Source organism: Actinorhabdospora filicis, assembly GCF_030269765.1.
Lineage (GTDB): Bacteria > Actinomycetota > Actinomycetes > Mycobacteriales > Micromonosporaceae > Actinorhabdospora > Actinorhabdospora filicis.
The window spans coordinates 2,193,602-2,205,739 of the sequence record NZ_BSTX01000001.1 but is presented as its reverse complement, the minus strand read 5'-3'; the positions used below and the strand labels follow the sequence as shown (position 1 = coordinate 2,205,739).

Here is a 12,138-nt window from a genome sequence, read left to right as displayed (position 1 = left end):
TTTCCGCAGGTGAAAAGCCCGCCGAAAATGCGGTGGAGCTCACACTGTCAATGCGCGTACCCGACATCGGCGAGATGGGTGATTAGTCCGGTTAATCACGATGATGCCCATTATGGATGGGAAGGAACCCGGGGGCCGGGCCTGCCGTCCGCCACCCCGCCGGGACGCTTCACCCGTTCGGTCAGCCGCGACCGGCCTGTGGTGCCGTTGTGACTCATCGCACTGACATCCCGAAAAAGCGTCGCCGCCCCGCTCAGGCGCCCGGGGTCACCAGTCCGGCCTCGTAGGCGAAGACGACGGCCTGCGCGCGGTCGCGCAGCCCGAGCTTGGTGAGCACGCGGCTGACGTGCGTCTTGACGGTCTGCTCGGCCAGTACCAGGTCGGCGGCGATCTCCTGGTTGCTCAAACCGCGCGCGATCAGGCGCAGGACGTCGGTCTCGCGGGGGGTGAGGCCGTTCAGGACGACGCGTTTGGCGGGGTCGGCGCGGCCGCGGCCGGTGGTGTAGTCGGCGATGAGCCGCCGCGTCACCGAGGGCGACAGCAGCGCCTCCCCCTCGGCGATGACCCGGACGGCGTTGACCAGCTCGGCGGCGGGGGCGTCCTTCAGCAGGAATCCGCTGGCACCCGCGCGCAGCGCCTCGAAGACGTAGTCGTCGAGGTCGAAGGTGGTCAGCATGAGCACCTTCGGGCGGTGCACGCCCGGCGGGACGTCGAGGATGCGGCGGGTCGCCTCCAGCCCGTCGAGCTTGGGCATGCGGATGTCCATGAGGACGACGTCGGGCCCGTGCTCGCGGGCGGCGGTCACACCCGCCTCGCCGTCGGGGGCGTCGGCGACGACGATGATGTCGGGCTGGGCGCGCAGCAGCGCGCCGAAGCCTTCGCGGACCATCGCCTGATCGTCCACGAGCAGCACCTTGATCACTCTGTCGTCCTTTCCGAGCGGTCGGACAGCGGTAGCCGGGCCTCCACCACCCAGCCGCCGCCCGGCCGGGGGCCGGAGTTCAGCTCGCCGCCGAGGATGGTGGCGCGTTCGGCGGCTCCGCGCAGACCGTACCCGCTGCCGCCGCCGGGCGAGGGACGCGTCCCCGGGCCGTTGACCACGCTCACCAGCAGGTCCTCGCCCCCGGCGCGCACGTTCACCGTCGCCACGGCGCCGGGGGCGTGCCGGGCGACGTTGGACAGGGCCTCCTGGACGATGCGGTAGGCGGAGACGCCCACGATCTGCGGCACCTCGCCGGTGACCACGGTCAGCTCGACCTGCGCGCCGGCGTGCCGGGCCTGCGCGACGAGGTCCGGCAGGTCGCCGAGGGTGGGCTGCGGCGCCGTCGGCGGGGGCGTGCTCTCGTCGCTGCGCAGGACGCCCAGGAGCAGCCGCATCTCGGTGAGCGCCTGCCGCGCGGCGGCCGAGATCTCGGTGAACTCCACCCGGGTGTCCTCGCCGACCTCGGGCAGCCGGTAGGGCGCGGTCTCGGCGCGCACCGCGATCATCGACATGTGGTGGGCGACGACGTCGTGCAGCTCCCGGGCGATGCGCGCGCGTTCGGTGAGGACGCCGCCGCGCTCCTTCTCCACCGCCAGCCGCTGCCCGAGGCGGAAGTTGCGGCCGATGATGCCGCCGACGCCGAAGGGCAGGGAGAAGAGGAGCAGCATCCCCGGCATGTTCGCGCGCACGCACACCGCGACCATGAGCAGCGTCAGCACCCACCCGGTGACCAGCATCCACGCCGGCTGCCGCAGCGCGAAGACGAACGCGGCCACCAGGATCACCGGGGGCCACACCGGCGTCCACGGCCAGGTCATGTCGCGCAGCAGCGTGAACAGCCCGTTGTAGCGCAGGAGGTACCCGGCGAACATGGCCACGGCCAGCGCTGCGGCGCTGTGGCGGCCCATCAGCAGGACCGGCGCGGCGACCAGGAGCCCGGCGATCGCGGCGGTGGCCTCCGGGCGGTTCGTCTCGGAGTAGCTGGCGATCGTGGTGACGAGCACCAGCAGCGCCAGGGGGTAGGGCACGACCTTGCGCACGTTCGTCCAGAAGCCCGTACTCGCGGGCAGGAGTGGTGCGTCGCGCCAGAGGTTCCTCACGGGAGGCAAGGTACGCGCGCGGTGGGCTCCCCGTCGTCATACCCCGGTAGCTACTCTTGCCCGATGGATCACACCCACCGTCGCCCGAGCTGGATCTTCCTGACGGTGCTGGCGGTCTTCCTCGCCACCGGCGGTGTCCTGTGGGCGAGCGACGGGGTCGACATCGGCACGCGGATGCTGGTCTTCCTGTTCGTCGTCGCCGGGTGGGTGGTGTCGCTGTGCCTGCACGAGTTCGGGCACGCGCTGACCGCCTACAAGGGCGGCGACTGGACGATCCCGGAGAAGGGGTACCTGACCCTCAACCCGCTCAAGTACACCAACGCGCTGCTGTCGATCGTCCTGCCGCTGGTCTTCGTGGTCCTGGGCGGCATCGGCCTGCCCGGTGGCGCGGTGTGGGTGCAGCGCGGGCTGCTGCGCAGCAAGAAGATCGACTCGCTGGTGTCGGCGATGGGCCCGCTGTCCAACGCCGTCTTCGCCGTCGCGCTGGCGGTGACGGCGGCCAACTGGAGCACCGAGCACGCGGTGTTCTTCTCGGCCATCGCGTACCTGGCGATGCTCCAGGTGACCGCCACCGTCCTGAACCTGCTGCCGGTGCCGGGCCTGGACGGCTTCGGCATCCTCGAACCCTGGCTGCCGCGCGAATGGTCGCGCAACGCGGCCAAGATCGCGCCCTTCGGGATGCTCGCGGTGTTCGTCCTGCTGTTCCACCCGGTGATCAACGGACTGTTCTTCGACTTCGTGTACTGGCTGCTGGAACTGCTCGGCGTCCCCCTCCAGCTGGTGGGACTCGGCGGCGGGCTCTTCCGCTTCTGGCGGTGACCTCCGGGGGCTAGTCTTGCCGCCGACCGACGATCTTGGAGTGGGCATGGCTTTCGAAGACCTGGTGGTTTCGCGACTGGACGGCTGGAAGGCGTGGCGCGAGGGACGCGACGAGCGGTTCCGGCGCCCGGACAGCGCGCTGAGCCTGACGTCGATGAGCTGGCTGGAGGAGGGCCCCGCCTCTTTCGACGAGGTTCCGGGGACCTGGGAGGTCGTCCCCGACGGCGTCACCCTGACCGCTTCCGCGGCCGACGGGTTCACGCTCGCCGGTGAGCCCGTCGACGGCACGGTGCTCATTCCGCTGGTGGACACCTCGTCCGGTGGCTCCCTCAAGCACGGCGAGCGCGTGGTCGAGGTCATCGAGCGGGGCGGCGATTACGCGTTCCGCGTGCGCGACCCGAAGTCGCCGGCGCTGCTGGCGTTCACCGGTGTGCCCGCGTATGCGCCCTCTGCGGAGTGGGTGATCGAGGCCGACTTCGTGCGCGACGAGCGCGAGGTGGTCATCGGCTCGGTCATCGAGGGGCTGAACCAGGACGCTCGCGCGGCCGGGACGGCGTCCTTCACCAAGGACGGCGTGGAGTACTCGCTGACAGTGTTCTCCGGGGGCGGGCTGTACGTGCTCTTCCGGGACGGCACCAGCGGTGTCACCACCAACGCCTCGGCGCGCTGGCTGGACGTCGAGGAGGTCGCGGACGGGAAGGTGCTGCTCGACTTCAACCGGGCCGGGAACCTGCCCTGCGCGTTCAACGAGTACTCGACGTGCCCGGTGCCGCCGTGGGAGAACCGGCTCAGCCTGGCCATCGAGGCCGGGGAACAGATCCCCGCTTAGGGCTCTTTTCGCGGATCGGCCCTTGGCTAGTCCCCGTGTTGGCGCTTCGTGGTGGGTCGCCGTCTGGTCAGGGGTTTCACCCCTAGGACCCGACCAGGGGTGCGGCCCCTGGACGCCGGACCTCCCTCGGGAGGCTCCACCCCCGCTCGGCCTTTGCGACGGTGAACGATGAACCTCGGGGTGTCAAGACGGTAGAGCGTGTCTTGACACCCCGAGAACCCTCGTTCGAAGAACCATCCGGCCGACCGAGGGAGGATCCTCTCCTATCCCGAGACAGCTCACGCGGATCTGGTCACGGGGGCGCGGTTTGTCGGCGGGTTGCGGGCCGTCTCGGTGCGGGTCTAAAACAACAGGCTCTCGTGCCCACCCGGGTTCTGACCCCGTTGCCAGCCAGTCACTGTGCCCGGGTCTAGAACAGCGAGCTTGTCTGTTGCCCGGGTTCTGACCCCGTTGCGAGCCAGTCACTGTGCCCGGGTCTAAAACAGCGAGCTTGTCTGTTGCCCGGGTTTTGACCCCGTAGCCAGCCGGTCACCTCGCCCGGGTTGGTTCCTTCTCTTCTCCATCTCTCTCCGCGCACGCAAAAGGGCCGCGATGCCCCCATCGCGGCCCTTGGTCTACCCCGCCCCCGGGGTAGTGACGCCTCGCTCGTTCGTTTCGGCCTACGGCTCGAACTTGTAGCCCAGGCCGCGCACGGTGACCAGGTGGCGGGGCTTGCCCGGTTCCACCTCGACCTTCGAGCGCAGGCGCTTGACGTGCACGTCCAGAGTCTTGGTGTCACCGACGTAGTCGGCGCCCCAGACGCGGTCGATGAGCTGGCCGCGGGTCAGGACCCGGCCGGCGTTGCGGAGGAACATCTCCAGCAGCTCGAACTCCTTGAGCGGCATGGGGACCTGGTCGCCCTTGACGCTCACGACGTGGCGGTCGACGTCCATGCGGACGGGACCGGCCTCCAGCACGGTGACCATGGGGTCGGTGGGCTCGGCGTGGCGGCGGAGGACGGCGCGGATGCGCGCGACCAGTTCGCGAGGGGAGTAGGGCTTGGTGACGTAGTCATCGGCCCCTATCTCCAGGCCGACGACCTTGTCGATCTCGCTGTCGCGGGCGGTGACCATGATGATCGGGACCGAGGAGGTGGCCCGGAGCTCGCGGCACACCTCGGTGCCGGATTTCTCCGGGAGCATGAGATCGAGCAGTACGACGTCGGCCCCGTTACGTTCGTACTCACTGATGGCGGCCTGCCCGGTGGCGGCCACGGAGACCTCAAAACCTTCCTTGCGAAGCATGTACGACAAGGCGTCGGAGAACGACTCCTCGTCTTCCACGACTAGTACGCGGGTCACGACTTTCCCTTCAGCCCGGCTCAGGAACCGGCAACTGCCGCCGGACCTGCGAAGACATCTACATCTCACCCTGCGTTTGTGCCCGATCAGCGGATCGCACCGCACGGCTGGGCAACAACAAGGTGAACGTAGAGCCAGTACCGGGCGTACTGGTCACATTGACCTTACCCCCGTGATTCCCCGCAATATGCTTCACGATCGCCAGGCCCAGGCCGGTGCCGCCGGTGGCGCGGGAGCGCGCGGGGTCGGCGCGGTAGAAGCGCTCGAAGATCCGGTCCAGGTCGGCCTCGGCGATGCCGATGCCCTGATCGGTCACCGTGATCGACAGCTCCCGGCCCTTCGCGGCCGTCTCCACCGTCACGGTGGTGTCGGCGGGGCTGTAGTTGATCGCGTTGTCGATCAGGTTGCCGACCGCCATCGCCAGCTGCGCCTCCGAACCCCAGGAGACCAGGCCGCGCTCGCCGATCACCTTGATGAAGATGTTCTTGGCGGCGGCACCGGTGCGGGCGCGGTCGAGGGCCTCCAGGACGACGCGGTCGACGTCGACGTCCACGGGCTCGGGCGCGGCCTCGGCGCCCTGGACGCGCGAGAGCTCCAGCAGCTCGCTGACCAGGCGCGCCATGCGTCCCGACTCGTGCTGGATGCGGGCGGTGAAACGGGCGGCGGCCTCGGGGTCGTCGACGGCGTCGGACAGGGCCTCGGCCAGCAGCTGCATCGCGCCCACCGGCGTCTTCAGCTCGTGGCTGACGTTGGCCACGAAGTCGCGGCGGACGCGTTCGACGCGGTGCAGCTCGGTGATGTCCTCGGCCTCGATGACGATCGAGTCGTCGGGCAGCTTGGTGACCCGGACGCGGACGTGCGTCGGTTCGCCACCCCCCCTGCGGGGCAGCTCCAGTTCGGCGTCGCGGCTCTTGCCGCTGCGGCGGACGTGACTGACCAGGCCGCGCAGGACCGAGGAGTCGAGGTGACCGTCCCCGATCACCCCGAGGGTCTTGGCGGCGTGGTTGGCGTACTCCAGCTCGTCACGCGCACCGAGGAGCACCACCCCGGCGCGCAGAGTGGCGAGCACCTTCTCTCCCGGCACATTGGCGGCGATGACCGGACCACCTTCCTGGGACTGCGCCTTGCGCATGGATTTATGGGTCAGCACCGCCACCAGGGAGCCGCCGACCAGGATTCCCGCGAGGAGCGCGGCCAGGCCCAGCATGTCCGCTTCGTTCACGGGCTGAATATTAGGGCCGGTCACGCCATCGTGACTCCACCCATTGGCTCTAACTTGGCGTTACTTGCGGCCCTGCGCGGCGACGGCGGCGGCGGCCTCGGCGGCGGCCTCCGGGTCGAGGTAGGAACTGGCCACCGGCTTCAGGTCGGCGTCCAGGTCGTAGCGCAGCGGCATGCCGGTGGGGATGTTCAGCCCGGCGATGTCCTCGTCGGAGATGCCGTCCAGGTGCTTGACCAGCGCGCGCAGGCTGTTGCCGTGCGCGGCGACCAGCACCGTCTTCCCGGCCCGCAGGTCCGGCACGATCGCGTCGTACCAGTACGGCAGCATCCGGACGCCGACGTCCTTCAGGCACTCCGTCAGCGGCGCCAGCTCCGAGGGCAGATCGGCGTAACGCGGGTCACCGGTCTGGGAGAACTCGTCGCCCGGGTCGATCGGCGGCGGCGGGACGTCGTAGGAGCGGCGCCACAGCATGAACTGCTCCTCGCCGTACTGCGCGAGCGTCTCGGCCTTGTTCTTGCCCTGCAGCGCGCCGTAGTGACGCTCGTTCAGGCGCCACGAGCGGCGCACGGGAATCCAGTGCCGCCCGGCGGCGTGCAGCGCCAGCTCGGCGGTGCGGATCGCGCGCTTCTGCACCGAGGTGTGCACGACGTCGGGCAGCAGGCCGTGCTCGGCCAGCAGCGCGCCACCGCGTCCGGCCTCGGCGAGGCCCTTCTCGGTGAGGTCGACGTCCACCCAGCCGGTGAACAGGTTCTTCGCGTTCCACTCGCTCTCGCCGTGACGGAGGAGCACCAGGGTCCCGATCTCGCTCATGGCTAGATCCTGCCGTATGCGGATGACGGGCCGCGAACGTGGCCGAAAACTTTCGTTCACCCATCGACGGGATGTGACCTGCGTCTCTACAGTCCGAAGGCGGCCTCGGCGAGCTCGTCGAGGCTCGCCACGTCCGGCCACAGCCCCGGCACCAGGTAGAAGTTGTCGAAGCCGGACCCGTGCCGGGCGATGCCGGTGACCTGCCGGATCAGGGCGTGCGCGAGGGCGCGGCGGGCGAAATCAGCCTCGACGGGCCAGTCGGCGGCGTCCAGGAAGATCCGCAGCAGCGCCTTGTCGGCGCCGAAGACCGACAGGTGGATCTTCGCCAGCTCGGTGTGCCGGTCGGTGACCATCGCGTCGCCCCAGTCGAGGAGACCGGTGACCCGGCCGCCGGCGACGAGGATGTTGCCCTCGAACAGGTCGGTGTTGGCGAAGACGTGATCGGCGCCGGCGTGCCGCGCGATGAACTCCGGCGCCCGCGCGACCAGGGCCGCCGGAAGCTTTGAATCGCCGAACGCGGCGGCGTCCCAGGGCTCCTCGTGCGCGGGCAGGTCCACCGGGAGGCGGTGCAGGCGGCCGACGCGCTCGCCGAGGGACGCCGCGGCGGTCAGGCGGGTGGCGGCGTCCATGCGGGCGGCCGACCAGGTGGCGCCCGGCAGGCGGGTGAGGACGAGGTACGGCCAGCCCCCGGCGGTGCCGCTGGCCAGGAGCCGGGGCGCGCCGATCCCCGGGTCGCGGCCGAGGTGGCGGTAGGCGCGCAGCTCGGCGTCGCAGGCCTCGCGCCAGCGTCCGGCGTGGCCGTAGAACTTCACGACGACGTCGTCCCAGAGGACCGTCGGGTAGGACGCGCCCGGCGCGCAGAAGGCCGCCGCGTCCGGCTCGCGCCGCAGGATCGTCGCGGCGAGCGGTCCCCACACGGCGATGTCGGCGCGGTGGGCCCGGTAGTCGGCGTCGTCGGCGAAGGTGATCACCGCGCGAGTATCGGCGGGGCGTCCCGGGCGGGGCAATGGTTTTAGGGGCGGGGCCTTTAGGCGCCGGGGACGATGCTCTCCTGGGTGATGAGGCAGAAGGGGTGCCCGACGGGGTCGGCGTACACGCGGTAGCCGACGGGCTTGTCGGAGCCTTCGAGCAGGGTGGCGCCCAGGGCGAGGACCTGCTCCTGCGCCACGTCCAGGTCGCCGACGAGCACGTCGACGTGGGCCCGCGCCGGGCGCTCGGGGTCGCGCCAGCTCGGCGGCCGGTAGTCGCCGACGCGCTGGAAGGTCACCATCTGGGTGCCGGCCGGATCGGCCAGGACCACGTAGTCGGGCGAGTCCTCCACGCGCGGCATCGACAGCAGGCTCTCGTAGAAACCGGCCAGTTCGGAGGGGTCGGGGCAGTCGATGACGAGGGAGAAGAGGCGTCCGATCATGATCTTGACCCTAGCCGGGCGGCTTCAGAGCGCCTCGGCGTAGTCGGCGTCGCCGGGGATGGCCATGCGCGGCCGCTCGTCCAGGATCACCCGCGGCAGGATCGGCGCGAGGTCGCGGCCCAGCGCGGCGGTCAGCACGGCCTCGGCGGAGGCGTGCCCGGCCAGCTCGGCGAGGGTGACGGCGGTCGGCGGGAGCATCGCCCCGGCGTGCGTCTCCAGGGCCTGTGACGGGCGCAGCCAGTGCACGCGCTCGGCTTCGGTGCCCAGGTTCGCCGGGGACTGCCCGCCGGGCAGGGCCGCCACGTAGAACCACGTGTCGTAGCGGCGCGGCTCGAACTCCGGGGTCACCCAGCGGGACCAGGCGCGCAGCTCGGCGCCGGTCACGCCGGTCTCCTCGGCCAGTTCGCGCGCGGCGGTGTCCTCGATGCCGGCGTCGCGTTCCTCGGCGCGGCCGCCGGGGAACGCGTACAGGCCGCCGGCGAAGGCCATGGTCGCCGCGCGGCGGATCATGAACACCTCCAGTTCGGGGGTGTTCCGCAGCAGCAGGACGGTGGCGGCCATGCGCGGGGCGACGGGCGTGCCGCCCTCGGCGTAGAAGCGGCGGGCGTGCTCGGCGAAGGCGGGCGGGAGGGCCCGCACGTCACCGCGCGGGCCGGAGGGGAAGTCAGTCAACGCGGACCGCCACGGCGATGCCCTGGCCGACGCCGATGCAGGCCGCGGCCACGCCCACGCCGCCGCCCCGGCGGCGCAGCTCGGCGCACAGGTCGATGACGACGCGGACCGCCGAGGCGCCCAGGGGGTGGCCGTAGGCGATGGCGCCGCCATTGACGTTGACCTTGTCGCGGTCGATGCCGGGCATCAGCTTCAGGTTCGACAGGACCATCGCGGCGAAGGCCTCGTTGATCTCCCACAGGTCGATGTCGGCGTGGGTCTTGCCGAGCCGCGAGAGGAGCTTGGCGACGGCGTCCACGGGCGCGATCGAGAACCGCTCGGGCGACACGCCGACGGTGGCCGAGCCCAGGACGCGGCCCATCGCGCCGGGCGTGGCGGGTCCGATGAGGACGGCCGCCGCGCCGTCGTTGATCGGTGAGGAGTTGCCCGCGGTGACCGTGCCGCCCTTGGTGAAGGCGGGTTTGAGGCCCGCGAGTTTCGCCAGGGACGTGTCGGCGCGCACCGACTCGTCGCGGTACACGCCCTCGACGGGGAAGACGTAGGGCTCGTGCAGGTCCTTGTCCCACGCGGCGGCGGCGAGGGAGTGTGAGCGCAGGGCCCACTCGTCCTGCTCGGCGCGGCCGATGCCCAGCTCGGTGGCGATGTTCTCGGCGCAGGCGCCCAGGCTCTGCGTCCACTCGCCGGGGAACTTCGGGTTGACCATGCGCCAGCCCAGGTGCGTCGGGTACATCTCCATCGCGCGCGGCAGCGCCTCGTCGGGCTTGGGGATGACGAACGGCGCGCGGCTCATGCTCTCCACACCACCGGCGACGACGTAGCGGGCGTCGCCCGCGGCCACCGCCCGCGCGCCCTGCACCATCGCCTCGGCGCCCGAGGCGCACAGGCGGTTGATCGTCACGCCGGGGACGGTCTGCGGCAGGCCCGCCAGCAGCGCGGCCATGCGCGCGACGTTCCGGTTGTCCTCACCGGCGCCGTTGGCGTCGCCGAGCAGCACGTCGTCGATCTCGGCCGGGTCGAGCGCCGGGTTGCGCGCGATCAGCTCGGTGATCGGCAGCGCGGCCAGGTCGTCGGTGCGCACGGAGGCCAGCCCGCCCCGGAACTTGCCGAAGGGCGTGCGTACCGCGTCGATGAGGTAAGCGTCCACGCGTCGAATCTATCGGGCGGCGGAGGGTGATGGGAGTGGGTGATGTCACGTGCGGACGGCCGGGTTCACCATCCGCCATTGGCGATCAGGATGAGCTCGACGGCCAGCGCGACGATCGTGAGCGCGACGCACGACCAGCGGCTGCGCGCGGTCCGCTCGGCCAGCTCGGCGTCGGTGGACCAGTCGCGGTCGCGCACGTACTTCTCCGGCCAGACGATCCCGGCCAGGCCGATGATCAGCGCGCCGACCAGCAGGACGTGCACGCACCACGGGTTGGCGTCGAGGAAGTCGTCAACCACTGCGGATCACCATGATCTCGACGCCCGTCCAGAAGACGACCATGACGACGCCGATCACGCGGGTGAACGCGCGCCGCCGCGCCCACACGTCCTCGTCGTCGGTCTGGGTGCCGCGCGTGAACGGGCGCGGCCAGATCGCGGTGGCCGCCGCGAAGACGATGATGGCGATGACGAAGAAGTGCATGCCGGGTGGCGGGGATCCGGTGGCGGCTAAGGGCATGCGCCCATGGTGACAGCGGAGACGGGTTCGCGCTGCCCCGTGAGGGGCGGTGGATCACCAGGTGAGCGCCGCCAGCAGCCCGCAGACGACGAGGACGACGGCGGCTCCGGCGAGCCCGGCGACGCGCCAGAGTGCGCGTTTGGCGGCGTACTCGGGCGTCCCGCGCCAGGCCGTGCGGGCGATGAAGAAGTCGGGGTTGACGGCGACCCAGACGAGGACGGCGGCGGTGGACAGGCCGCCGAGGACGAAGATGACGGCGGCGACGCCGGGGGCGAAGGGTGTGTCGAGGGCGGGGCCGGTGTCGGGCATGCCCTCATCGTGGCAGCGAGGGGACCGGTTCGCTACTCCCCCAACTGGTCCAGGTACCGCAGGATGACGCCCTCCCGCAGCGCCCACGGGCAGATGTCGAGCTCGCGGACGCCGAGCCGCCACATCGTGCTCTCGGCGACGACCGCGCCCGCGACGAGCTGGTGGGCGCGGCGGGGGCTGACGCCGTCCAGTTCGGCGAGTGCGGTGGAGGGCAGGCGGCGGACGAAGCCGAGGGTCTGGTGCAGCCCGGTCAGCGACAGGGACCGGGGGACGCGCAGCCCGGCGCCGGAGGGCGCGGCGCCCGACAGGCGGGCGAGGGTCCGGAAGGTCTTGGAGGTGGCGACGACGCGGTCGAAGGGCGCGAGTTTGGTGACGGTCGCGGCGGCCTCGTTGAGGCGGTCGGTGACGTAGTCGGTGAGGCGCTCGACGCCGGCGTCGGTGGGCGGGTCCTCGCCGAGCCAGTCGCGGGTGAGGCGACCGGCGCCCAGCGGCATCGACACCGCCACGTCGGGCAGTTCGTCGACGCCGGCGGCGATTTCGAGGGAGCCGCCGCCGATGTCGAGGACGAGGAGCTTGCCCGCCGACCAGCCGAACCAGCGGCGCACCGCCAGGAACGTCAGCCGGGCCTCGTCCTCACCGGACAGGACCTGGAGCTCGATGCCGGTCTCGGCGTGGACGCGGGCGAGGACCTCCTCGCCGTTGGACGCGTCGCGCACCGCCGAGGTGGCCAGGGTGATGAGCCCTTCGGTGCCCAGGTCGCGGGCCGATTTCTGGGCGGTGTCCACGGCGCGGACCAGGTCGTCCACGGCGGAGGCGGCGATGCTGCCGTCGGGTTCGAGGCGCTCGGCCAGCCGCAGCGCCGACTTCTCCGAGTGCAGCGGCCAGGGGTGGCCGCCGCGATATGCGTCGACCACGAGCAGGTGGACCGTGTTCGATCCGACGTCAAGGACCCCTAGCCTCATGAACGCCACGCTACCGGCT

15 protein-coding genes are annotated in these 12,138 nt (G+C 71.2%); 2 read left to right on the top strand and 13 right to left on the bottom strand.

Features of this window, described 5'->3' with window-relative positions; genetic code table 11:
• Positions 1-253: 253 nt before the first annotated feature.
• Positions 254-922, bottom strand: a complete 669-nt coding sequence (locus QSK10_RS10355; protein WP_285662418.1) for a response regulator — start codon at positions 920-922, stop codon at positions 254-256.
• Positions 919-2,082, bottom strand: a complete 1,164-nt coding sequence (locus tag QSK10_RS10350; RefSeq protein WP_285662417.1) for a sensor histidine kinase — start codon at positions 2,080-2,082, stop codon at positions 919-921. The genes QSK10_RS10355 and QSK10_RS10350 overlap by 4 nt, the downstream gene beginning before the upstream one ends.
• A 63-nt stretch (positions 2,083-2,145) precedes the next feature.
• Here QSK10_RS10350 and QSK10_RS10345 point away from each other — a divergent pair, with 63 nt between their 5' ends.
• Entirely contained in the window at positions 2,146-2,901 is a 756-nt protein-coding gene (locus QSK10_RS10345; RefSeq protein ID WP_285662416.1) for a site-2 protease family protein, read from the top strand.
• A 46-nt stretch (positions 2,902-2,947) separates the two neighbouring features.
• Positions 2,948-3,730: a DUF1684 domain-containing protein gene (locus QSK10_RS10340; RefSeq protein ID WP_285662415.1), complete on the top strand. Its 783-nt coding sequence runs from the start codon at positions 2,948-2,950 to the stop codon at positions 3,728-3,730.
• A 659-nt stretch (positions 3,731-4,389) separates the two neighbouring features.
• Here QSK10_RS10340 and QSK10_RS10335 read toward each other — a convergent pair.
• The 11 genes from QSK10_RS10335 to QSK10_RS10285 form a co-directional block, all read right to left on the bottom strand.
• A complete protein-coding gene (locus QSK10_RS10335) occupies positions 4,390-5,070 on the bottom strand; it encodes a response regulator transcription factor (protein ID WP_285662414.1) in 681 nt (226 codons plus the stop codon).
• Between the two features lie 58 nt (positions 5,071-5,128).
• Positions 5,129-6,292 carry a sensor histidine kinase gene (locus QSK10_RS10330; protein WP_285662413.1) on the bottom strand — a complete coding sequence of 388 codons (1,164 nt, stop codon included), beginning with the start codon at positions 6,290-6,292 and terminating at the stop codon, positions 5,129-5,131.
• A gap of 60 nt (positions 6,293-6,352) precedes the next feature.
• Positions 6,353-7,102 carry a phosphoglyceromutase gene (locus QSK10_RS10325; RefSeq protein ID WP_349497678.1) on the bottom strand — a complete coding sequence of 250 codons (750 nt, stop codon included), beginning with the start codon at positions 7,100-7,102 and terminating at the stop codon, positions 6,353-6,355.
• 86 nt (positions 7,103-7,188) lie between these two features.
• A complete protein-coding gene (locus QSK10_RS10320) occupies positions 7,189-8,073 on the bottom strand; it encodes a phosphotransferase (RefSeq protein ID WP_285662412.1) in 885 nt (294 codons plus the stop codon).
• A gap of 56 nt (positions 8,074-8,129) precedes the next feature.
• Positions 8,130-8,513: a VOC family protein gene (locus QSK10_RS10315; protein ID WP_285662411.1), complete on the bottom strand. Its 384-nt coding sequence runs from the start codon at positions 8,511-8,513 to the stop codon at positions 8,130-8,132.
• 24 nt (positions 8,514-8,537) lie between these two features.
• Complete coding sequence (locus QSK10_RS10310) at positions 8,538-9,074, bottom strand: NUDIX hydrolase (protein ID WP_285662953.1); 537 nt, start codon at positions 9,072-9,074, stop codon at positions 8,538-8,540.
• 103 nt (positions 9,075-9,177) lie between these two features.
• Positions 9,178-10,329 carry a thiolase family protein gene (locus tag QSK10_RS10305; RefSeq protein WP_285662410.1) on the bottom strand — a complete coding sequence of 384 codons (1,152 nt, stop codon included), beginning with the start codon at positions 10,327-10,329 and terminating at the stop codon, positions 9,178-9,180.
• A 65-nt stretch (positions 10,330-10,394) separates the two neighbouring features.
• Positions 10,395-10,628 (bottom strand): hypothetical protein, encoded by a 234-nt coding sequence (locus QSK10_RS10300; protein ID WP_285662409.1) that lies wholly within the window; start codon positions 10,626-10,628, stop codon positions 10,395-10,397.
• Positions 10,621-10,848, bottom strand: a complete 228-nt coding sequence (locus tag QSK10_RS10295; RefSeq protein WP_285662408.1) for a hypothetical protein — start codon at positions 10,846-10,848, stop codon at positions 10,621-10,623. Before QSK10_RS10295 ends, QSK10_RS10300 begins: the two co-directional genes overlap by 8 nt.
• Before the next feature lie 54 nt (positions 10,849-10,902).
• Positions 10,903-11,157, bottom strand: a complete 255-nt coding sequence (locus QSK10_RS10290) for a hypothetical protein (RefSeq protein WP_285662407.1) — start codon at positions 11,155-11,157, stop codon at positions 10,903-10,905.
• A gap of 32 nt (positions 11,158-11,189) precedes the next feature.
• Positions 11,190-12,119, bottom strand: coding sequence for a Ppx/GppA phosphatase family protein (locus QSK10_RS10285; protein ID WP_285662406.1), 930 nt, complete (start codon positions 12,117-12,119; stop codon positions 11,190-11,192).
• Between the last annotated feature and the right edge of the window lie 19 nt (positions 12,120-12,138).

Excerpts from the sequence above, each read along its gene's own strand:
- QSK10_RS10345 (WP_285662416.1), top strand. The coding sequence starts at position 2,146 with ATGGATCACACCCACCGTCGCCCGAGCTGGATCTTCCTGACGGTGCTG.
- QSK10_RS10340 (WP_285662415.1), top strand. The coding sequence starts at position 2,948 with ATGGCTTTCGAAGACCTGGTGGTTTCGCGACTGGACGGCTGGAAGGCG.
- QSK10_RS10325 (WP_349497678.1), bottom strand. The coding sequence starts at position 7,102 with ATGAGCGAGATCGGGACCCTGGTGCTCCTCCGTCACGGCGAGAGCGAG.
- QSK10_RS10315 (WP_285662411.1), bottom strand. The coding sequence starts at position 8,513 with ATGATCGGACGCCTCTTCTCCCTCGTCATCGACTGCCCCGACCCCTCC.
- QSK10_RS10310 (WP_285662953.1), bottom strand. The coding sequence starts at position 9,074 with ATGGCCGCCACCGTCCTGCTGCTGCGGAACACCCCCGAACTGGAGGTG.
- QSK10_RS10295 (WP_285662408.1), bottom strand. The coding sequence starts at position 10,848 with ATGCCCTTAGCCGCCACCGGATCCCCGCCACCCGGCATGCACTTCTTC.
- QSK10_RS10290 (WP_285662407.1), bottom strand. The coding sequence starts at position 11,157 with ATGCCCGACACCGGCCCCGCCCTCGACACACCCTTCGCCCCCGGCGTC.
- QSK10_RS10285 (WP_285662406.1), bottom strand. The coding sequence starts at position 12,119 with ATGAGGCTAGGGGTCCTTGACGTCGGATCGAACACGGTCCACCTGCTC.